Annotated in this window: 19 protein-coding genes; 12 read left to right on the top strand and 7 right to left on the bottom strand. The window is 73.0% G+C overall.

The features are described 5' to 3' along the window. From ACIA8F_RS36130 to ACIA8F_RS36105, 6 genes are all read left to right on the top strand, one after another. Positions 1-1,164, top strand: coding sequence for an acyl-CoA dehydrogenase (locus ACIA8F_RS36130; protein WP_399385270.1), 1,164 nt, complete (start codon positions 1-3; stop codon positions 1,162-1,164). Positions 1,165-1,171: 7 nt separating this feature from the next. Then, entirely contained in the window at positions 1,172-2,101 is a 930-nt protein-coding gene (locus tag ACIA8F_RS36125) for an acyl-CoA dehydrogenase family protein (protein WP_399385269.1), read from the top strand. 358 nt (positions 2,102-2,459) lie between these two features. Further along, complete coding sequence (locus ACIA8F_RS36120) at positions 2,460-2,966, top strand: ATP-binding protein (RefSeq protein ID WP_399385268.1); 507 nt, start codon at positions 2,460-2,462, stop codon at positions 2,964-2,966. Positions 2,967-3,167: 201 nt separating this feature from the next. Next, positions 3,168-3,833, top strand: a complete 666-nt coding sequence (locus ACIA8F_RS36115; protein WP_399385267.1) for a SigE family RNA polymerase sigma factor — start codon at positions 3,168-3,170, stop codon at positions 3,831-3,833. Then, positions 3,830-4,375: a hypothetical protein gene (locus ACIA8F_RS36110; RefSeq protein WP_399385266.1), complete on the top strand. Its 546-nt coding sequence runs from the start codon at positions 3,830-3,832 to the stop codon at positions 4,373-4,375. Before ACIA8F_RS36115 ends, ACIA8F_RS36110 begins: the two co-directional genes overlap by 4 nt. 103 nt (positions 4,376-4,478) lie before the next feature. After that, positions 4,479-5,177 carry a hypothetical protein gene (locus ACIA8F_RS36105; RefSeq protein ID WP_399385265.1) on the top strand — a complete coding sequence of 233 codons (699 nt, stop codon included), beginning with the start codon at positions 4,479-4,481 and terminating at the stop codon, positions 5,175-5,177. Positions 5,178-5,310: 133 nt separating this feature from the next. On the opposite strand, the gene ACIA8F_RS36100 is transcribed toward ACIA8F_RS36105, so the two are convergent. Further along, positions 5,311-6,237: a cyclase family protein gene (locus ACIA8F_RS36100; RefSeq protein WP_399385299.1), complete on the bottom strand. Its 927-nt coding sequence runs from the start codon at positions 6,235-6,237 to the stop codon at positions 5,311-5,313. Positions 6,238-6,357: 120 nt separating this feature from the next. Between ACIA8F_RS36100 and ACIA8F_RS36095 the strand changes: the two genes are divergently transcribed. From ACIA8F_RS36095 to ACIA8F_RS36085, 3 genes are all read left to right on the top strand, one after another. Next, positions 6,358-7,278: an SDR family NAD(P)-dependent oxidoreductase gene (locus tag ACIA8F_RS36095; protein ID WP_243339341.1), complete on the top strand. Its 921-nt coding sequence runs from the start codon at positions 6,358-6,360 to the stop codon at positions 7,276-7,278. 106 nt (positions 7,279-7,384) lie between these two features. Then, positions 7,385-8,599: an acyl-CoA dehydrogenase family protein gene (locus ACIA8F_RS36090; protein WP_399385264.1), complete on the top strand. Its 1,215-nt coding sequence runs from the start codon at positions 7,385-7,387 to the stop codon at positions 8,597-8,599. Continuing rightward, a complete protein-coding gene (locus ACIA8F_RS36085) occupies positions 8,596-9,663 on the top strand; it encodes a Zn-dependent alcohol dehydrogenase (RefSeq protein WP_399385263.1) in 1,068 nt (355 codons plus the stop codon). The genes ACIA8F_RS36090 and ACIA8F_RS36085 overlap by 4 nt, the downstream gene beginning before the upstream one ends. A gap of 65 nt (positions 9,664-9,728) precedes the next feature. On the opposite strand, the gene ACIA8F_RS36080 is transcribed toward ACIA8F_RS36085, so the two are convergent. Together ACIA8F_RS36080 and ACIA8F_RS36075 are read right to left on the bottom strand one after the other, a co-directional pair. Continuing rightward, positions 9,729-10,631, bottom strand: a complete 903-nt coding sequence (locus ACIA8F_RS36080; RefSeq protein ID WP_399385262.1) for a hypothetical protein — start codon at positions 10,629-10,631, stop codon at positions 9,729-9,731. 71 nt (positions 10,632-10,702) lie between these two features. Further along, positions 10,703-11,320, bottom strand: coding sequence for a flavin reductase family protein (locus ACIA8F_RS36075; protein WP_383950433.1), 618 nt, complete (start codon positions 11,318-11,320; stop codon positions 10,703-10,705). Positions 11,321-11,434: 114 nt separating this feature from the next. On the opposite strand from ACIA8F_RS36075, the gene ACIA8F_RS36070 reads away from it, so the two are divergent. Then, positions 11,435-12,445: a hypothetical protein gene (locus ACIA8F_RS36070; RefSeq protein WP_399385261.1), complete on the top strand. Its 1,011-nt coding sequence runs from the start codon at positions 11,435-11,437 to the stop codon at positions 12,443-12,445. Positions 12,446-12,721: 276 nt separating this feature from the next. Beyond that, positions 12,722-13,507, top strand: a complete 786-nt coding sequence (locus ACIA8F_RS36065; protein ID WP_399385260.1) for a VOC family protein — start codon at positions 12,722-12,724, stop codon at positions 13,505-13,507. 6 nt (positions 13,508-13,513) lie between these two features. On the opposite strand, the gene ACIA8F_RS36060 is transcribed toward ACIA8F_RS36065, so the two are convergent. The 4 genes from ACIA8F_RS36060 to ACIA8F_RS36045 all read right to left on the bottom strand — a co-directional run bounded on the left by ACIA8F_RS36060 (position 13,514) and on the right by ACIA8F_RS36045 (position 18,936). After that, complete coding sequence (locus tag ACIA8F_RS36060) at positions 13,514-14,317, bottom strand: enoyl-CoA hydratase/isomerase family protein (protein ID WP_399385259.1); 804 nt, start codon at positions 14,315-14,317, stop codon at positions 13,514-13,516. Positions 14,318-14,790: 473 nt separating this feature from the next. Next, a complete protein-coding gene (locus ACIA8F_RS36055; protein ID WP_399385258.1) occupies positions 14,791-17,025 on the bottom strand; it encodes an acetate--CoA ligase family protein in 2,235 nt (744 codons plus the stop codon). Between the two features lie 314 nt (positions 17,026-17,339). Next, complete coding sequence (locus ACIA8F_RS36050; RefSeq protein ID WP_399385257.1) at positions 17,340-17,681, bottom strand: DUF5713 family protein; 342 nt, start codon at positions 17,679-17,681, stop codon at positions 17,340-17,342. Positions 17,682-17,760: 79 nt separating this feature from the next. Then, positions 17,761-18,936, bottom strand: a complete 1,176-nt coding sequence (locus tag ACIA8F_RS36045) for a flavin-containing monooxygenase (RefSeq protein ID WP_399385256.1) — start codon at positions 18,934-18,936, stop codon at positions 17,761-17,763. 160 nt (positions 18,937-19,096) lie between these two features. Here ACIA8F_RS36045 and ACIA8F_RS36040 point away from each other — a divergent pair, with 160 nt between their 5' ends. After that, positions 19,097-19,534 carry a Zn-ribbon domain-containing OB-fold protein gene (locus ACIA8F_RS36040; protein ID WP_399385255.1) on the top strand — a complete coding sequence of 146 codons (438 nt, stop codon included), beginning with the start codon at positions 19,097-19,099 and terminating at the stop codon, positions 19,532-19,534. The last annotated feature ends 518 nt before the right edge of the window (positions 19,535-20,052 follow it).

Raw genomic sequence — 20,052 nt, 5'->3', positions numbered from 1 at the left:
GTGGACCTCACCTACACCGAGGAGGAAGGCGAGTTCCGGTCCCGGCTGCGGGCCTGGCTCGCGCACGTGCTCCCGGACCTGCCGCCCAGGCCCTCGCCCGACGACTGGCCGGGCCGCCGGGCCTACGACGCGGGCTGGCAGCGCCGGCTGTACGACGCCGGGTACGCCGGACTGCACTGGCCGGTGGACGCCGGCGGCCGCGGGGCCACCCCCACCCAGCACCTGATCTACCTGGAGGAGACCGAGCGCGCCGGCGCCCCGTACGTCGGCGCGAACTTCGTCGGGCTGCTGCACGCAGGCCCGACCATCGCCGCCGAGGGCACCGCGGAGCAGCGCGCGCGCTGGCTGCCGCCCGTCCTGCGCGGCGACGAGGTGTGGTGCCAGGGGTTCAGCGAGCCGGACGCGGGCTCCGACCTGGCCTCGCTGCGCACCCGCGCGGTCCGCGACGGGGACGAGTACGTGATCACCGGCTCGAAGATATGGACCTCGCACGCGGAGGTCGCCGACTGGTGCGAGCTGCTGGTGCGCACGGACCCCATCAGCGCGGAGACCCCCAAGCACCGGGGGATCTCCTGGCTGGCCATGCCGATGGACGCGCCCGGGGTGACGATCCGGCCGCTGCGCACCCTGGCCGGGTCCACCGAGTTCGCGGAGATGTTCCTCGACGAGGTGCGGGTCCCGGTCGCCAACCGGGTCGGCGCGGAGAACGACGGCTGGCGGGTCACGATGGTGACCCTGTCCTTCGAGCGCGGCACCGCCTTCGTCGGCGAGGTCGTCGCCTGCCGGCGCACGCTCGGCGAGCTCGCGCGCACCGCGAAGGCCAACGGCCGCTGGGACGACCCGGTGCTGCGGCGCCGGCTGGGCCGGCTGTACGGGGAGTTCGGCGCCCTGTGGCGGCTCACCCAGTGGAACGTCAGCGAGTCGGCGCGCTCCGGCGGGGTCCCGGGCATCGGCGGCAGCGTCTTCAAGCTGGCGTACTCGCACGCGCGCCAGGAGCTCTACGACACGGCCGCCGAGGTGCTGGGGGCCGGGGCCCTCTCGCTGGAGGAGGAGTGGACCCTGGACCGGCTCTCCTCGCTCTCGTACACGATCGCGGCGGGCACCTCGCAGATCCAGCAGAACATCGTGGCCGAGCGGATCCTCGGCCTTCCGAAGGGCAGGTGAGCGTTCCGTGGACTTCCAGCCGACGCAGGACCAGCGGGACCTGCGGGCGGGCGTACGGGACCTCCTGGCGGGCCGCTACGACCGCGAGGCCCTGCGCGCCTCGGTCGACGGGGCGGCCGCCACGGGCCGGTCCGTCGACCGGGCCCTGTGGCGGGAGCTCGGCGGGGCCGGGTTCTTCGCGCTGCGGCTCCCGGAGGACGAGGGCGGGGTCGGGCTCGGGCTCCCGGAGGCCGTCCTGGTCTTCGAGGAGGCCGGGCGGGCCCTGCTGCCCGGCCCGCTGGTCGCCACCCACCTGGCCGCCGGGCTGGTCGCGGGGGCCGCGGAGGGCGAGGCGGTGGTGACGGCCTTCGACCTGGAGGGCCCGCTCGTGGCCCACCTCGGCGAGGCCGACGCGGTGCTCGGCGCGGACGGGGAACCGGTGGAGGTCTACGCCGGCGAGCCGGTGCGCTCCGCGGACCCGCTGACCCCGCTGGCGCGGGTGTCCGTACCGGCGCGCCCGGTGACGGCGGGCAGGTACCGGGACGAGGGGGCGCTGCTGACGGCGGCCCTGCAGCTCGGCAGCGCGCTGCGCACGGTGGAGCTGGCGGTGCGCCACGCGAAGGAGCGCGAGCAGTTCGGGCAGCCGATCGGGGCGTTCCAGGCGGTCAAGCACCTGTGCGCGCAGATGCTGGTGCGGGCGGAGGTGGCCCGTACGGCGGTCTACGCGGCCGCCGTGACGGCCGATCCGGCGGAGGTGGCCGGGGCGAAGCTGCTGGCCGACGAGGCGGCCGTGCGCAATGCCCGGGACTGTCTCCAGGTGCACGGCGGGATGGGCTTCACCTGGGAGGCGGACGTGCACCTGCACCTGAAGCGGGCCTGGGTGCGGGCGGAGCAGTGGCGGACGGCTGCGCAGGCGGAGGAGGCGCTGGCGGCGGAGCTGCTGGCGGCGGCGGAGTAGGGCGGGGCCCTGCGCTCGCTCACTGCTTGCTTGCTTGCTCGCTGTGACGGAGGGGTACGGGAGGGACGGCGCGGGACGCATGTCCGATTACAGAGAGTTGATATCGGTTTGTGTCCTTCGCCCGACTCATTGCGGCCCGGAGGCGGGGGGCCGCTCCGGTACGCTCCCGGGAATGCGAGCGGTTGAGCGGCGCGAGCGCCGCACAGTATGCACCACGCCTACTCCTTCGCGCTGGAATATGCCCGAAGCGCTTGTCGCGGTGACTGTAGGTCAACCATGCTGCTCCGGAACGGGGTCACACTCGGTGACCCCGTCCTGTCGCGAGGCGAAGTGTCCGCCGGTTCGGATGGTGTGAGCGGTGCAGGTGCTTCAGGTTCAGCTGGAGGTAGGACCGGACCCCGCCGAGGTCGGCCGGGCCCGCCGATGGGCCCGCTCCCGGCTCGCGGGCTGCGGCATAGGGGATGACGAACCGCTCGCCGAGACGCTGATCCTGCTGATCTCCGAGCTGGTCACCAATGCCGTCGTGCACACCGGCTGTCCGGCCGTGCTGCGCATGCTCTTCGGGGAGCCGGGGGTGCGGGTGGAGGTCGCGGACGCGAGCGACCGGGCGCCGTCCCCGCGGCAGGCCTCGGGGGAGGACACGGGGGGTCGCGGGCTGGAGCTCGTGGACGGGCTGGCGGACCGCTGGGGCTGGCAGCGCGAGGGCGCCGGCAAGCGGATCTGGTGCGAGATCGACCGCGAGGAGAAGACCGCGGAGGGGCTCGTGGAGGGGCCCGTGGCGGGGCCCGTGGACCAGGCCGCCGGGGAGTCCCCGGAGGGGCCGGAAATCCGGGGCGCGATCCGGGAACCGCGCGTGTACCTCTAACGAGGTGTTGACGGTTCGTCAACTGGTGATCACTCTTGTGTTGAACGATTCGTCGCGAGGGGACGCCAAGGGTCAGTCCTGCCTTGACGAGTGCGGGTCGTGGGGTGGCGGCCGCCGTGCCGCGCTCGGGGCGTGCATGCGCGCCGCCGCCACCCGCAGAACCCTTCCCCTGCCCTCCCGGTGTGTTCGTACCGCCGTGCAATGCGATCGCACCCCCGGGTCGTCTTGAGGGTGAGGGGGTGTTGCCGGGTGGAGCCATCCGAAGAATCGTTTGCGGAGTTCGTCGCGGCGCAAGGACTCCCGTTGCTCCGCACCGCGCGGCTGCTGACGGGCGACTGGCATCTGGGACAGGACCTGCTGCAGGTGACCCTGGCCAAGGTCTACGACCGCTGGGCCCGCGCGGGCCGGTACGACGCGCCGGCCGGCTACGCGCACAAGGTCATGGTCACCACGTACTGCACCTGGCGCCGAAGGCGCTGGCACCACGAGCTTCCCCATGCCGCCCCGCCCGATCCGGCGGGCGGCTCCGTCGAGCCCGCGGCGGAGGCGGTCGCCGCCGCGGACCTGCTCGAACGCGCCCTGCTCGGCCTGCCGCGGCGCCAGCGGGCCGTCCTGGTGCTGCGCTACTACCAGGACCTGACCGTCGAGCAGACGGCGGAGATCCTGGGCTGCCCGAACGGCACGGTCACCAGCCTCGCCGCGCGGGCACTGACCCGCCTGCGGTCGCAGCCGGACCTCTGGCCGGGCGACGGTCCGAGTCGGAGCCCGAGCCCGAGCCCGAGTAGGCGTCCGACCACGAGTCCGATCACGAGCCCGACCACGACCACGACCACGACCACGACCGCGAGTGAGGCGGATGCGCGATGAACGGGTTCCCCGAAGAAGAGCTGCGCAGTGCCCTGCACGCGCTGGCGGACCGGCCGGCGGTGCCGGTCGCGGTGCCCTCGCCGCAGGCCGCCGTCCGGGAGGCGGCCCGGATCCGCAGGCGGCGGCGGGCCGCCGGGGCCGGGCTGGTGGTGGCCGTGGCCGGGCTGGCCCTCCTCGTCCCGCAGTGGGCGCCGGGCGGCGGGTCCCGGATGCCGGCCCCGCCGGCCGCGACCGCGGGTCCGCCGAGCGAGCAGCCGGCCGCGACGGAGCCGGCGGTTCGGACGGATCCCGCGCTCGGGGTCCCGTACGCCCACGACCTGTACGTGCACTGCGGGATCCGGTACACGAAGTTCGGCGGCCGCTGGTGGCGCGCCGATCCGGAGGTGCCGGAGGAGGCGCTGGACGGGGCCGTCCGGCAGGACCCGTACACGGCGGGCACGATGGTGCTCGTGTCGGCGGGCGAGGCCCGCTTCGTCCGCTACGCCCCGGACCTCACGATCACCTTCCGTCCCATGGAGGCCGAACCAGTGCCCTGTGCATGAGAGTTGGCGGGCGTGGAACCATGAGGTGTTCATGACGTGTCTCTGTGCGGGGCGCGTCGCCCCGCCCGGAAGTCCGGGTCCAACCTCACCGCAGGAGGAGCGCATGGCCAACCCGTACGAGGTGACACCTCCGCCCGCTCCCAGGCGCCGCGGGGGCAAGCTCCCCGGCCTCCTCGTTCTCGTACTGCTCATCGCAGCCGTCTACGGAGCCTCCCAGTGGCTCGGCAAGGACGGCGACGGGAACGACGCCAAGCCCTCGGCCTCCGCCGCACCCTCCGCTTCGTCCTCCGCGGCGACGTCAAAGGATCCGGGGAACCCGGAGTCCTCCTCCGACACGTCGAGCACGTGGGCGGTGGGCGACTGCGGCGGCCCCGACCCGAAGAACCCGCCGGACGGCTACCGCCCGCAGAAGTGCTCCGCGTCCGGCGCCACCTTCAAGGCGATCGACATCAAGGACGCCAGCATCCTGCCGGGTGCGATCCAGTGCCCCGCCGGCACCGACCTGATGATCCAGGTGAGCATCTCCTACGGCTCCGCGAAGTCGGGCGGCATCCCCACCAACACCGTCTGCGGCCGCAACCTGACCGGCGACCACCCCGGCGACGCCGGCGCCGGCGGCGGCCAGCTGGTGCCGGGCGACTGCGTGACGGACCAGGCGCAGGAAGTCCCGTGCGGCTCGGGCGCGTACAAGGTCCTCGGCCTGGTCAAGACGAAGGCCGAGTGCCCGTCCGGCACCACCGAGCCGATGCAGCTCACCATGGCGGTGGGCCGCCCGTACGACGTGATCTGCGCGAAGGGCTGAGCGCGGCCGTAGGCCGTGCACGAGCCGCTGCCGATGGGCACCGTGCCCGGCCCGACCCGGACGTACGCGGTTGCCCGCCGTGCACGGGGGCCGGGTGCTTCCCGCTTCGGTGCCGGAGGGCTGGACGGGGCGGTCAGAGGATGGCGATCGGGGCGACCGGGGTGCCGACCGCGCCGACGAAGGGTTCCGGCATGGCCGAGAGGAGGAACGTGTAGCGGGATTCTTCCGCACAGGCTGTGGACAGTGCTTCGAGGTTCCAGTTCTGGCCCTGGTGCATGCCCATCTCGACCAGGTCGAGCGCGTGCACCGGGAGCCATAGGTTCTCGATCTCCGGCGGGAAGATCTCGAAGGTCAGGGTGTCGTTCGCGACGGCGGCCACGTCCCGGGCGTGGAACCACTCGGGGGTGCGGACGGACAGGCCGGGGGAGGGGTAGCCGTAGCCGTGCTTGTCGCCGGCCAGGTAGACCTGCACCTGGCCGGTGCGGACCAGGACGATGTCGCCCGCGCGGACGGTGACCCCGGCGAACTCCTCCGCCTGGTCCAGGTCCTCCGGGGTGACCGGGTGGCCGCCGGGGAGGCGGTCCAGGCCCTTGGCGCGGGCCACGTCCAGCAGGACCCCGCGCGAGACGATGTGCCCGGCCTTGTCGATGCCGCTGAACTCGGCGCGGCCGTGCGCCGTGATGGTGCCGGCCGGGCGGCCGTTGTAGATCTTCCCCGAGTGCGAGACGTGCGTGAGCGCGTCCCAGTGGGTGCCGGCCTGGAGTCCGAAGGTCACCGCGTCGTCGCTGCACGCCACCGTGCCCGGTCCGAAGAGCTCCTGGTTGATCTGCACCATCGTGTGCAGCGGGTTGATCCGGCCCGGGATCATGCCGGACTGCACCCCGTCCTCCTTGAGGGGGAGGGCCAGCGGGATGCGGCGCCCGGTGCGGATCTCGGCCGCGGCCGCGCGGACCACCTCGTCGGTGATCAGGTTGAGGGTGCCGATCTCGTCCTCGGCGCCCCACCGGCCCCAGTTGTTGACGCGCTTGGCGATGTCGTGGAACTCGGCGGGCATGGCCATGGATCTCATCAGCTCCTCGGAGTGGAAATGAGCGGCGGAAGTGAACTGGGGCTTGTGCTGGCGCATCTGACTGCCCATAGAATCTAACGGACCGTCAGAAAACGCGGGAAGGGGCCGGACGTGGGGAACTTCTTGGCAGGCAAAGTCGTCGCCGTCACAGGCGCCGGCCGGGGCATCGGGCGGGCCGTGGCACTCGCCGCGGCCGCCGAGGGCGCCAGGGTCGTCGTCAACGACTACGGCGTGGGCATGGAGGGCAACGAGCCCACCAGCGAGATCGCCGAAGCGGTGGTGAAGGAGATCGTCGCCGCCGGCGGGGAGGCCGTCGCCGTCGCGGACGACATCTCGACGATGGCGGGGGGCCAGCGCATCGTCGACACCGCGCTCGCCCAGTACGGACGCATCGACGGAGTCGTGTGCGTCGCCGGCATCCTGCGCGAGCGGATGCTGTTCAACATGTCCGAGGAGGAGTGGGACCCGGTGGTCGCCACCCACCTCAAGGGCACCTTCACAGTGTTCCGGGCGGCCTCCGCCGTCATGCGCCGCCAGGGCACCGGCACGCTGATCGGCTTCACCAGCGGCAACCACCAGGGCTCGGTGGCCCAGGCCAACTACAGCGCCGCCAAGGGCGGGATCATCTCCCTCGTCCGGTCGGCGGCCCTGGGACTGGCCAAGTACGGAGTGACCTCCAACGCCGTGGCGCCCGTCGCGCGCACCCGGATGTCGGCCAACGTGCCGATGGAACTCAAGGAGATCGGCGAGCCCGAGGACGTGGCGGCGCTGGTGACCTACCTGCTCTCCGACAAGGCCGTGGCCGTCGGCGGCGAGAAGATCACCGGGCAGGTCTACACGATCGCCGGCCCGAAGATCGCAGTCTGGGCCCAGCCCCGCGAACTGCGCGCCGGCTACGCCGAGGGGTCCTGGACCCCCGAGAAGATCGCCGACTTCCTGCCCGGGACCGTCGGCACGGACCCGATGCCGATGCTCGCCCAGCTCGAGGCCATGGCCAAGGCGGCCGCCGCCAAGGACCGCCCCAACGCGTAGCCCCCGGCCGGTTGTTCACGGTGGAGGGATGCGTACGCGTGCCACGGCGCGAGAGCCCGGCCGCAGCGGCCGGACAGGACCCGAGGGACCCGAGGGGGCACCGACCATGGACTTCGCCTTCGACGAGGAGGACGAGGCGCTGCGCGGCCAGGCCCGGGAGTGGCTGGCGCGGCACCTCACGGGACCGTACGAGGAGGCCGTCGGCCTCGGTGGCCCCGGCAGCGAGCACGAGGGGGTCGAGGTCCGGCGCTCCTGGGAGCGCGAGCTGGGACGCGCCGGCTGGATCGGCCAGGGCTGGGAGACGGCGGAGGGCGACGGGTACGGCAACCGGCGGCTCTCCCTCACCGGGCAGGTGGTGTGGGCCGAGGAGTACGCGGCTGCGCGCGCCCCGGCCCGGGTCGGCCACATCGGCGAGAACCTCCTCGCGCCGACCCTGATCGCCTACGGCTCCCCCGAGCAGCGGGCCCGCTTCCTGCCCGGCATCGCCCGCGGCGAGGAGCTGTGGTGCCAGGGGTACTCCGAACCGGGCGCCGGCTCCGACCTCGCGGGAATCCGTACGACCGCGGTACGGGACCCGGCCGACGGCCTGCTCCGGGTCACCGGGCAGAAGATCTGGACCTCGCTCGCCCAGGACGCCGACTGGTGCTTCGTCCTGGCGCGCACCGAAGCCGGGTCCCGGCGGCACCGCGGGCTGTCCTTCCTCCTGGTCCGCATGGATCAGCCGGGCCGGGTCGAGGTCCGGCCGATCCGGCAGCTGTCGGGCACCTCCGAGTTCAACGAGGTGTTCTTCGACGGGGCCGTCGCCGCCGAGGTGGTGGGCGGGGAGGGCAACGGCTGGTCCGTGGCCATGGGACTGCTCGCGCTGGAGCGCGGGGTCTCCACGCTCGTCCAGCAGATCGGCTTCGCGGCCGAACTGGAACGGGTGGTCCGGGCGTACGTGGCCGCCGGTGCGGGCGACCAGGTCCTGCGCGAACGCCTCGTACGGCAGTGGGCCGAGCTGCGCACGATGCGGTGGAACGCGCTGCGGACGCTGGGGACCACGGGCGGTGCGGGCGGGGATCCCGGTGCGCCCAGCGTGGCCAAGCTGCTGTGGGGAGGCTGGCACCGGCGGCTCGGGGAGCTGGCGGTGGAGGTCCGGGGGGCGGTGGCCACGGCCGGGCCGGGCTACTGGTCGCGGGGAACCCCGTACGAACTCGGACTCGACGAGGAGCAGCGGCTGTTCCTGTTCACCCGCGCCGACACCATCTACGGCGGCTCGGACGAGATCCAGCGCAACATCATCGCCGAGCGCGTGCTCGGCCTGCCTAAGGAGTCCAGGTGAGAGGCGTCGTATTCGACGGCAAGCAGGCCCAGGTGGTCGACGATCTGGAGATCCGGGACCCGGGGCCGGGGGAGGTGCTGGTCGCGATAGCGGCGGCCGGGCTGTGCCACAGCGATCTGTCGGTGATCGACGGGACGATCCCGTTCCCGCCGCCGGTGGTGCTCGGGCACGAGGGCGCGGGCGTGGTGGAGGCGGTCGGCTCCGGGGTCACCCACGTGGCGCCCGGCGACCACGTCTCGCTGTCCACGCTCGCCAACTGCGGTGCGTGCGCGGACTGCGACCGCGGCCGGCCCACGATGTGCCGCAAGGCGATCGGGATGCCGGGGCAGCCGTTCTCGCGGGGCGGCAAGCCGCTCTTCCAGTTCGCCTCCAACTCGGCCTTCGCGGAGCGGACGATCGTCAAGGCCGTGCAGGCGGTGAAGATCCCCGAGGACATCCCGCTGACCTCGGCGGCCCTGATCGGCTGCGGGGTCCTGACGGGCGTGGGCGCCGTGCTGAACCGGGCGAAGGTGGACCGCGGCGAGACGGTGGTCGTCATCGGCACCGGCGGCATCGGCCTCAACGTGCTCCAGGGCGCGCGGATCGCGGGCGCCACCACCATCGTGGCGATCGACGCGAACCCGGCGAAGGAGGCGGTGGCCCGGCAGTTCGGCGCCACGCACTTCATCGACGCCTCGGCGGTCGCGGACTCCTCGGCGGCCGTGAAGGAGATCCTGCCCACGGGGGCGGACCACGCCTTCGAGTGCGTGGGCAACGTCAAGCTGATCCGGCAGGCGATCGACCTCCTGGACCGGCACGGGCAGGCGGTCCTGCTGGGCGTGCCCGGCTTCAAGGAGGAGGCCGCGTTCCAGGTCTCGTCCATGTACCTGGACAAGACGATCATGGGCTGCCGGTACGGGTCCTCGCGCCCGCAGCGGGACATCGCGCTCTACGCGGAGCTCTACCGGCAGGGCAGGCTGCTGCTGGACGAACTCGTCACGGAGGTCTACCCGGTCGAGGACTTCGCCAAGGCGGTCGACGACGCCCACCACGGGCGGGTGGCCCGGGGGGTCCTCACCTTCTGACCCGGCTCCTCGCACGGTTCCGCGGCCGGCCCTCCTCGCGGAGCGGGGCCGGCCGCGGCTTTGTCTCAGCGCCGCTTGACGACCCAGACGAGGGCCAGCACCGGGGTCGGGCTCGCGAGGAAGGCGGGCAGCCGGTTGTAGCCGTGGACCTGGAATTCCAGGGCGACCGGCAGCAGCAGGACGAGGCCGCACAGCAGGATCGCGAGGGCCGGGAGATGGGTGCCGGGGCGGAAGCGGCGCAGGCGGCGCAGGTGGCGGTGGTCCATGCACGCCTTGGCGATCCCGCAGGCGATGGCGGCGAGCGGTGCGGCGATGCAGAGGCCGAGGAGGGTGACGATGAACCGGGCGCGGCCCATGTCGGCGTGCTCGGCCACGCCTTCCTCGGGGTGGGCCGGAGCGAAATAGGCCTTCACCCGCATCCCGGGCTCGGGGGAGCGGGTGGTCTCGTACCGCTTCAGGAGGACCTCCCGGTCCCCGCTGTCGAAGGGGACGCGGACGACGAGGTCGGTGTCGTACCAGCCGTCGCTGTCCTCGGAGGGCGGTGTCCGCACCGGCTCGCCGGCCAGCCGGACGATCTCTGCCGTGCGGCCGCCGTACCCGGCCCGCTCCAGGCGTTCGATCCTCTTGCCGTCCTCGCTGGAGCCGGTGCACAGCACCATGAGGGCGCCCGCCACCGCCAGCGGTATGCCGATGGCGAAGACCCAGGGCAGGACGTGGTCCCCCGTGCGGTAGCCGACCGGCGCCGGCGGCCTGTCCAGCGGGCCGACGCGGACCCGGTACGAGGCCAGGACCCAGCAGCAGGCGAAGACCGCGGAGGCGGCGGCGAGGGCCAGCTCGGCGGTCAGGGGCGGGTACGGGGACACGGGGGTCAGTGCGCAGACGATCGCGGCGGCCGCACTGGCCACCATCAGCCAGCCCGTGATGCCGGTCCACGTGCTGCGTCCCGGCTCGTAGTGCATGTGTCCCATGGCCCCCGCCCGTTCGAGATCCGCAGGATAGCGGCGGGGCGGGTGGGTGGGCGGGCCCGGACCGTGGAGCGTCAGTCGGTGAAGCGGCCGAAGCGGCCCTTGTGGAAGAGCAGGGGATCACCCTCGCCGGCCGCGCCCATGGCCTCGACCTTGCCGACGACGATGAGGTGGTCGCCGCCGGTGTGCACGGCGTGGATCCGGCAGTCGATCCACGCGGGCACCGCGTCGAGCTGCGGCGAGCCCGTGGCGGGGGCCGGGGTGTGGGCGACACCGGCGAACTTGTCGGCGCCGCTGACGGCGAAGGCCCGGCACAGATCGCCCTGTTCGGCGCCGAGGATGTTCACGCAGAACACCCCGGAGCGGGCGATGCGGGGCCAGGTGGTCGACGTACGGGCCACCATGAAGGTGACCAGCGGCGGGTCGAGGGAGAGCGAGGCGAAGGACTGGCAGGCGAAGCCGGCCGGACCCTCCTCGCCCTCGCCGGGCGGGGAGGTGATGATCGTGACCCCGCTGGCGAAGTTCCCCAGTACGGCACGGAATTCGGCGGGGCTGACGGGCGCGCGCTCGTGTTCGCCGACGGCCCGCAGATCGGGGCGGGGCAGTGCTTCGACGGGCTCGGCCCCGGGCTCCGCGGCGGCGGAGGGGAGGGAACCGACTGATCTGAGGTATCGGACGACGGTGGCCGCCATCCCTGCGTGTCCCATCACATCTCCGATTGAAGCTGACGGTTCGTCAGATGGGAAGGGAAGTGTAGGCTCCAGCGTGGATTGAACGTGTTCAATTAATGATCCGGGGGGATCGCCATGGGGACCGGCACGTGGACCGGCACGGGGAACGGCACGGGGAACGGCGTGGGGACCGGCGTGGGGACCGGTACGCGCAGCGGCGTGGCGACCGGCACGTGGAACGGCGTGGTCGTGGCGCAGCCGAAGGGCCGTGCAGGGAGCGCCCTGGCGCCGGGCGCGGAGACCGTCGCCGCGGGGCAGTTCCTGGCCGCCGGGGTGTTCTGGCAGATGGCCACCACCGCGGCGGTGATGGACGACCCCTACGGCCGGGGCTACGGCGGCGGCATCGCCGCGCTCCTCCTGCTGTTCTTCCTCTGCGTGATCCTGCCCCTGCTCGCCTTCGCGCTGGGCTGGCTGCACAGCGTGCTCGTCACCGTCCCCGTGATGCGGCTCTCGAACGCGGCCGGCGTGCGCACCCGGATTCCCGCGCCCTGGTGGTCCCTGCCGGTCCTCGCCGCGCTCAGCGCCTCGTACGCCGCCCCGGTGGCCCTGCTGACCGGCTCCCCGTACGCCGCCACGTGCGGCCTGCTCGCGGCTGCCGGGGTGCTCCCGGTGGCGGTGGCCGTGTCCGCGCGGATGCGGCAGTGGACGAAGTCCTCGGTAAGGCGGTGGGTGCTCGCGGTGGCCGCGGTGGCGGCCGTGGGAGCCTTCATCGGCGGTTCGGCCTGGCCGTCGAGGTCGGGGCCGTACCGGCCGCCGGTCCTGTCGCAGGGCGACTACGCCGGCGTGTGGACCGGCGACGGAATCCGCCTGGAACTGGACGCGCAGGGCACGGCGACGGCGGAGCAGCTGCCGGTGGAAAACGGGTTCGAGCCGGTCGGCCGCTGCTCGGGGCCCGGCACGTGGAAGTCCCGGGAGGCGGACGAGGGCTCCTACCGGGCGGGCGTGGTCCTCGCCGTCGCGGAGTGCGGTGCGGGCGCCTCGCTGACGTGGGAGGTCGCGGGTACGGCGGCGGAGCCCGAGCTGTTCGTGCTGATCGGGGACCCCGACGCCGGGGACGTGCGGGTGCTGCGGAAGCGGGCGCGGTAGCCGGGTCGTCGGATCACCACCGGTCTTCGGTGCCGTACTCCCTCCCGCCATGGCCGTCGGGCCGTGTATCCCACGGATACGGACACGGGCGCGGCCGTACGGGTGGTTCCACCGCCATGCGGTGTTCCCTGGAGGGCGGGTTCCGTACGGGCTCGGCATCGTGGCGGGGGCCGGGGGGAGCACCCGCCGGCCCGGCAGGTGTGCAGCGCACGCACGCCGGCACGCCGGCACGCACGCCACGTACGCCCGTACGCCCGTACGCACAGGAGGACCCTCATGCTCGGCACCGCATTCCGCAAGGGATCGCCCAACTGGCTCGACCTCGGGAGCCCCGACACCGACGGGGCCATCTCGTTCTACACCGGAGTCTTCGGGTGGGAGTTCCTCTCCCTCGGCCCGGAGGCGGGCGGGTACGGCTTCTTCCAGATCGACGGCAAGACCGTCGCCGCCCTCGGGCCGCTCACCGAGGAGGGCGCCACCCCGGCCTGGATGATGCACTTCGACACCCCCGACATCCAGGAGACGGCGGCGGCCGTCACGGCGGGCGGCGGAGTGGTCCGCATGGAGCCCGGGGACGTCATGGGGGAGGGGTGGCTGGCCCAGTTCACCGACCCGCAGGGCGCCGAGTTCGCCTGCTGGCAGCCCGGGAAGACCGCCGGGCTGGGGCGGGCCTCCGAGGTGAACACCCTGGTCTGGGCGGAACTGCACGTACCCGACCCGGTCGAGGCGATCGAGTTCTACGCCGGCCTCTTCGGGTGGCGCTCCGCCGAGATGGAGGCCCCCGGGATGACCTACCGGGTACTGAGCATCGCCGACGGGGACCAGGAGGACGGCTCCTTCGGCGGGGTCGCACCCCAGGGCGACGGCTCGGGCGACGAACGCCCGCGCTGGGTGCCGTACTTCAACGTCGCCGACGTCGACGCGACCGTCGCCGCGATCCGGGGCGGCGGGGGCTCGGTGCTGATGCCCGCCGCGGATGTTCCGGACGTCGGGCGGATGGCGTGGACGGCGGATCCGACGGGAGCGGTGTTCGCTCTGCTCACGCCGGACCCTCGGATGTAGGTCTCTTCAGCGCCCTACGTACTTCGCGGTGCGGCGCTCCACGAAGGCGGCGACGCCCTCGTTCGCGTCGGCCGTGCTCATGTTGAGCTCCTGGGCGGTGGCCTCGGCCGCGAGCGCGGTCGCGCGGTCGCTGTCCAGGGAGGCGTTGACCAGTTGCTTCGTGAGCGCGAGGGCGCGGGTGGGGCCCTGCGCGAGGCGCTCCGCCCACTCCCGGGCGGTGTCCTGCAGCGCCTCGGCGGGGACCACCCTGTTCACCAGCCCGAGCCGCTCGGCCTCGGCCGCGGGGACGGCGTCGCCGAAGAACATCAGCTCCTTCGCCTTCTGCGGTCCGAGGAGGCGGGGCAGGAGGTACGCGCCCGCGCCGTCGGGGACCAAGCCGCGGCGGGCGAACACCTCGATGAACCGGGCCGGTTCGGCGGCGATGACCAGGTCGCAGGCGAGCGCGAGGTGGGCGCCGATGCCGGCCGCGGTGCCGTTCACGGCGGCGATGACCGGCTTCTCGCAGTCCAGCACCGCAGTGATCAGGCGTTGGGCGCCGAGGCGGATCATGCGGGCTATGTCTCCGACGACCCGCTCGGTGGGGGCGGCGGCTGCTCCGCGGAGGTCGGCGCCTGCGCAGAAGCCCTTGCCGGTGGCGGTGATCACGACGGCCCGCACGTCGGGGTCGGCGGAGGCGTCTGCGAGCAGGGTGATGATGCGTTCGCGTTGGTCCCAGGTGACGGCGTTCATGGCCTCCGGGCGGTTGAGGGTGATCCAGGAGACGCCGCTCTCGAAGCGGTGGAGGACTTCGTCCTCCGGGGTGCCGGTCATGGTGGAACTCCTTGTCGGTGGATACGTGCGGCGCCGTTGCCGGGGACTCTGTCCCCGGGCCCCTGCGCCTCAAGCGCCGGCGGGGCTGGGTTGTGCCGGGGCTCGCTTGCTGCGGGGGTGGGGCGGTGCCGGGGTCGGGGTGGGGTGTTGGCCTGGACTGCATGATTTAGGCGCCCTGCCCCCAACATTCGACAGTTGTGGCTTCCCCACGCGCCACAAATCACGCTCTACGTCCAGGCCAACACCCCACCCCGCCCCCGTCCCCGCCCCTGCCGCAGCCGCCGACCCGGGGTCTTTCAGCCGTCCGGCGTTTGAGGACCGGGGTCTGGGGCGGAGCCCCGGGGGTCCGGGCGCAGCCCGGGGCCCCCTTCAGCCCGTCCGGCGTTTGAGGACCGGGTCCGGGCTGGCCCGGGGAACGGTGGAAGGGTGGGTCGGGGACTTCGCCCCGCAGGGGCCGACCGCGCAGCGGGGGCTCAGTGGCAGATGGCCAGGGCGTCCAGGGCGACCGCGCCCTGGCCGCGGGGCAGCACCATCAGCGGGTTGATGTCCAGCTCCGACAGCTCGTCGCCGAGTTCCATCGCCATCCGCTGGACCCGGAGGATGACCTCCACCAGCGCGTCGACATCGGCCGGCGGCGCCCCCCGCACGCCCTCCAGAAGCGCGTGCCCGCGGAGCTCCCCGAGCATGGCTCGGGCCTGGTCCTCCCCGAAGGGGGGTACCCGGACGGCCGCGTCGTGCAGGACCTCCACCAGGACCCCGCCGAGTCCGACGGTGACCGTCGGGCCGAAGAGGTCGTCCTGGGTTACGCCGACGACCATCTCGACGCCGCGCTCCACCATCTGGCAGACGAGGATCCCGTCCAGCGGGACGTTCTCGTAGCGGGCGATGTCGGTCAGTTCGCGGTAGGCGTCGCGGATCTGGCTCGCCGAGGTCAGGCCGATCTTGACCAGGCCGAGTTCCGTTTTGTGTGCGAGCTGCGGCCCCGAGGCTTTCATGACGACCGGGTAGCCGACCAGTCCGGCCGCCCGTACGGCTGCTGCGGCGCTGGTCACGAGTTGTTCGCGGGGCACGCGTATCCCGTAGGCGCGCAGGAGCTGCTTCGCGGCGTGCTCGCTGAGCTGCTGGCCCGGGCGCATGAGGGCCTGGGCCTTGCGGAAGGAGGGGGAGGTGGTGCGGGGGGCGTCCTCGAAGGGGGAGCGGTAGGCGGCGGTGAAGCGGTGGTGGCCCAGGTAGGCGCGGACGGCGGTGATGCAGTTGCCGAAGGTGCGGAAGGTCGCGACCCGGGAGGAGCCGAGGAGTGTGGTGCGGTAGGCCTCCTCCGTGCCGACCGGGGAGCCCCAGATCACGCAGATCAGTTTGTCGGTCTGCTCGGCCGCGTCCACCAGGTCCTGTGCGAGCTTGTCGCTCATCGGGGGGAAGGGGCCCGTGATCGGACAGATCAGGACGCCTACGGAGGGGTCCGCGAGGATCGCGTCGATGATTTTGCGGCCGCGCCAGTCGCCGACCGGGTGGCCGCCGTTGTCGACGGGGTTGGAGACGCCCAGGTACTGCGGGATCCACTGGTGCAGCTCGTCCTGTTTGGCCTGGGAGAGGGTGGGGATGCTGAGGCCCGCCTCGGTGGCCAGGTCGGAGAAGTGGGCGCCGGTGCCGCCGGAGATGGAGTAGACGACGACTCCGTCGGCGAGGGGCTTGCGGGCGCGGGCGAGGAGGGCCGCGGTGTCCTGGAGTTCGTCCAGGCCGTCGACGCGGATGACGCCGAACTGGCGCATGGCGGCGTCGACGACGGTGTCCGCGCCGGTCAGTTTGCCGGTGTGGGAGGCGGCCATGCGGGCGCCGGTCTCGGTGCGGCCGACCTTGACGGCGACGACGGGGACGCCGTTGCGGGCGGCCCGGTCGGCGGCGAGGAGGAACTGCCGGCCGTCCTTGAGGCCTTCGACGTAGCAGGCGATGGCCCCGACCTCGGGCTGCTCGGCGAAGTAGGAGATGAAGTCGGAGGTTTCGAGGTCGGCCTCGTTGCCGGTGGGCGCCCAGTGGGAGAGGCGGATGCCCAGCTCCTGGAGGGTGTAGACCGGCCGGCCCTGGTGGCCGGACTGGGTGATGAGCGCGATGGCCGGGCCGTCGAGGTCGTCGCGGAACTTCTCGAAGGCGTTGAGGTTCGTGTTGGGTCCGAGCAGGCGCAGCCCCGAGCGCTGTACGGCGGCGCCCAGGCGGGCCTGTGCGGCGGCGCCCTCGTCGCCGGTCTCGGCGAAGCCGGAGGCGAAGGCGACCGCGAACTTCACCTTGGCTTCGGCCAGTTGCTCCACGATGGGGAGGGGGTCGGCGACGAGGAGGACGGCGAGGTCCACCTGTTCGGGCAGGTCGGCCACGGAGGCGTGGCAGGGCAGCCCGAAGACCGTCGTCCGGGTGGGGTGGACGGGGTGCAGCCGGGCTCCCACGCGTTCCGCCCAGGCGATGAGCTGGCGGGTGATGCCGGTGTTGGGTCTGCCGTCGGTGTCCGAGGCGCCGATGACCGCCACGGACTCGGGCCGGAAGAACCGGTCCAGGTCGGGAGCGTCGGCGTGCAGGGGCCGACCGCTGACGTCCAGCGCGACCGTGTCCTCGGCGGACGGGGCCGCTGTGGAATGGACGGCCGTCCTGGGGGTCTCCCCGCAGGCCTCGACACGTGCGCGGAAGTCGGTGGTGAGGGTGCCGTGAGTAGATCCAAGCATCGTTCCGCCCGCTCCTGCTCGATGAACCTCGACGAATCTCAATAACTGACGCGTAGTCAGATTACTGAACTGACGTGCCGTCAGGAACAGGGATGCACAGGAAAGCTGGTGGAGGTGATGTGTGGAACGCCCGCGGCCCGGCCCCCGGACGCCTCCCGGGCCCGGCCCCCGGATGCTTTACGGGGCCGTCCAGGGAACGGTCTCAGATCACCGGCACCCGGTCCAGACCAGTATTCGGCCGAGGTCAGAGGGCCGGGACGGCCCGGCGGGGCGGCCGCACCGCGCCCGCGGAGCCCCGTGGGCCCGGTGGATCCTCACCACTCGCGGGGGGCGATGAGCTCCTCCACGTCCGCGTCCGCGAATCCGTACGCGGCGGCCACGAACGCGAAGTCCTCGGCTATCTCCTCGCGCGCCACGGTCTCGATCTCGCTCCCCGCGGCCTCGAACTCCGCTTCCAGCGCGTTGAACTCCTCGGTCGCCGCCCCCGTCAGCGCGTACAGCCCGGCCAGATCCGAGGGCCGCTCGGCCTCGATGCGCGCACAGAGCCGGAGCAGGATCTCCCGGCCCTTGTCGAGGACGTGATCGGGGTAGTACGCGTCCCCGTAGAGCGGCGCCAGGAAGGAGCGCGTCCTTGCCCGTTCGTTCGTGATCGGCACGGTGATCCCCCATGGTCCGGTGCTGGGTCGGTGTGCCGATGGTGCACCAGGGCGCTGACAACGGGGGTGGGGGTGGGGATCACTCGGGGAGCGTACGGGCGATGCTCTTGGCGATCTTCTCGGCATCCAGGGCGAGTTCGCGGAGGTTGCCGCTGATGGGGTTGGTGAAGCCGGTGAAGTACAGGCCCGGGGCATCGGGCGGGGTCTTGGCGCCGTGCGTGCGGGGGCGGCCGCGGTCGTCCAGTACGTCGAGCGTGCCGAGCAGGCCCTCCAGGGCGCGGCGGTAGCCGGTGGCCGCGATCACGGCGTCCGGGGTGATCCGGGAGCCGTCCGCGAGGACCACCTCGGCTCCGTCGAAGGAGACGACGGCGGCCACGGGCTCCACCCGGCCCGTGCGGACCGCGTCGATCAGGCCGACGTCCTGGATCGGGATCGCACCCTGCTTGACCCGGCTGTAGAGGCCGGTGGCGGGGCGCGGGAGGCCGTACGCGGACAAGTCCGGGACCGAGAGCCTGCCGACGATCGCGCCGAGCCGATCGACGAGCCGGACCGGGAGCCGCCGGACCAGGATCCCGGTCCGCTGCGAGGGCCATCCGGCGGTCGAGCGGCGCAGGATGTGCGGGGCGGTGCGCACCGCGAGCCGGACCCGGGCGGCCCCGCCCTCGGCGAGGTCGACGGCTATCTCGGCGCCGGTGTTGCCGACACCGACGACGAGGACGTCGCGGCCGGCGTAGGGGGCGGGGTTGCGGTACTCGGCCGCGTGCGCGAGGGGGCCCGGATAGGTGTCCCGGCCGGGCCAGTCGGGGACGAACGGGGTGTGGTTGAAGCCCGTCGCGACCACGACGGCGCGGGCCGCCATGACGCGGCCGCCCGTGGCGTGGAGGGTCCAGCCGGGGCTGGAGTCCGCGGCCGGCTCGATGCGGGTCACCTCGATGCCGGTGGCGATCTCCAGCTCGTGGAACTCGGCGTACTTCTCCAGGTACCGCACCACGTTCTCGCGCGCCACCCAGCGCCCGAAGCGGCGCGGCATGGCCAGGCCCGGGAGGGCGGAGAGGCGGCGCGTGGTGTGCAGGTGGAGGCGGTCGTAGTGCCGCCGCCAGGAAGCACCCACCGACTCCGACTTCTCCACGACCACCGCACGGATCCCGCGGGCGCGCAGCGCGGCGGCGACGGCGAGGCCGCCGGGGCCGGCGCCGATCACGTAGACCGGGCGGGGCTGGGTGGACAGGTCGGGTGCTGTGGGGACTCCGGACATGAGGTGTGAGCGTATCGCCGTACGGGGGCGGTGGGTCTCGGACGAGGAGGGAATCGGTTGCGGATCGATCACGGGGAGTGGGGACGGGGGCTTGTGGGATGGGGCGGGATCCGGTGAACTGACGGTACGTCAGGTAGGTGTGTCGCGGAGGAGTGGTGTCGTGAGTACTGGAGCCGGTACGGCTGCGCGGTTCGACCTGCCGGAGATCGACGACTTCACGCGGCCCTACTGGGACGCGGCGGCGCAGGGGCGGCTGTTGCTGCGCCGCTGCGGTGAGTGCGGGAAAGCCCACCACTACCCGCGGGAGTTCTGCCCGGCCTGCTGGGCGGGCGAGGACCGGGTCACGTGGGAGACGGCGAGCGGGCGGGCCACGCTGTACACCTGGTCGGTGATCCACCGGAACGATCTGCCGCCCTTCGGGGAGCGGGTGCCCTATGTGGCGGCGGTGGTGGAACTCGAGGAGGGGCCGCGGATGATGACCGAGGTCGTGGACGGGACGGGGGAGCCGTCGCTCCGGGTGGGGATGGAGCTCGAGGTCACCTTCCGGGAAGCGGCGGAGGGCATCTGGGTGGCGGTGTTCGCACCGAGCACACGCTGAGCCGCACTGCCGCCCGGAGCCGGCTCGGCCCCGGTGCCCGGTGGTCGGCCACGCGTGCCTCGGCCCTGCGGGGCGAAGTCCCCGCCCCACCCTTCCACCGTTCCCAGGGCCAGCCCTGCCCCGGCCCTCAAACGCCGGCCAGGCTGAAAGCGGGTCCCCGGGCTGCGCCCGGCCGCCCTGGGGCTCCGCCCCAGACCCCGCGCCTCAAACGCCGGCGAGGCTGAATATGGGCAGCCCGCCCCGAAACCGGCAACCGGGCTGCGCCGAACCCCCGGGGCTCCGCCCCGGACCCCGGTCCTCAAACGCCGGACGGCTGAAAAACCAAACCCCGGCCGGGGCCAAAGACCCACATCGCCCAAGGTCGATACTCCCCGCCCGGGGTCGGTGGCTGCGGACGGCAGGGGCGGGGACGGGGGCGGGGTGGGGTGTTGGCCTGGACGTAGAGCGTGATTTGTGGCGCGTGGGGAAGCCACAACTGTCGAAAGTCGGGGACAGGGCGCCTAAATCATGCAGTCCAG

The sequence above is a fragment of the Streptomyces sp. NPDC051563 genome (assembly GCF_044454225.1).
GTDB lineage: Bacteria > Actinomycetota > Actinomycetes > Streptomycetales > Streptomycetaceae > Streptomyces.
Note: the sequence above shows the minus strand (reverse complement) of the source record. Positions and strands in the feature narration are given on the sequence as shown.

Excerpts from the sequence above, each read along its gene's own strand:
- ACIA8F_RS36100 (WP_399385299.1), bottom strand. The coding sequence starts at position 6,237 with ATGGCCATGCCCGCCGAGTTCCACGACATCGCCAAGCGCGTCAACAAC.
- ACIA8F_RS36110 (WP_399385266.1), top strand. The coding sequence starts at position 3,830 with ATGAACGGGTTCCCCGAAGAAGAGCTGCGCAGTGCCCTGCACGCGCTG.
- ACIA8F_RS36065 (WP_399385260.1), top strand. The coding sequence starts at position 12,722 with ATGCTCGGCACCGCATTCCGCAAGGGATCGCCCAACTGGCTCGACCTC.
- ACIA8F_RS36060 (WP_399385259.1), bottom strand. The coding sequence starts at position 14,317 with ATGACCGGCACCCCGGAGGACGAAGTCCTCCACCGCTTCGAGAGCGGC.
- ACIA8F_RS36075 (WP_383950433.1), bottom strand. The coding sequence starts at position 11,320 with ATGGCGGCCACCGTCGTCCGATACCTCAGATCAGTCGGTTCCCTCCCC.
- ACIA8F_RS36080 (WP_399385262.1), bottom strand. The coding sequence starts at position 10,631 with ATGGGACACATGCACTACGAGCCGGGACGCAGCACGTGGACCGGCATC.
- ACIA8F_RS36105 (WP_399385265.1), top strand. The coding sequence starts at position 4,479 with ATGGCCAACCCGTACGAGGTGACACCTCCGCCCGCTCCCAGGCGCCGC.
- ACIA8F_RS36115 (WP_399385267.1), top strand. The coding sequence starts at position 3,168 with ATGCGATCGCACCCCCGGGTCGTCTTGAGGGTGAGGGGGTGTTGCCGG.
- ACIA8F_RS36055 (WP_399385258.1), bottom strand. The coding sequence starts at position 17,025 with ATGCTTGGATCTACTCACGGCACCCTCACCACCGACTTCCGCGCACGT.
- ACIA8F_RS36070 (WP_399385261.1), top strand. The coding sequence starts at position 11,435 with ATGGGGACCGGCACGTGGACCGGCACGGGGAACGGCACGGGGAACGGC.
- ACIA8F_RS36045 (WP_399385256.1), bottom strand. The coding sequence starts at position 18,936 with ATGTCCGGAGTCCCCACAGCACCCGACCTGTCCACCCAGCCCCGCCCG.
- ACIA8F_RS36090 (WP_399385264.1), top strand. The coding sequence starts at position 7,385 with ATGGACTTCGCCTTCGACGAGGAGGACGAGGCGCTGCGCGGCCAGGCC.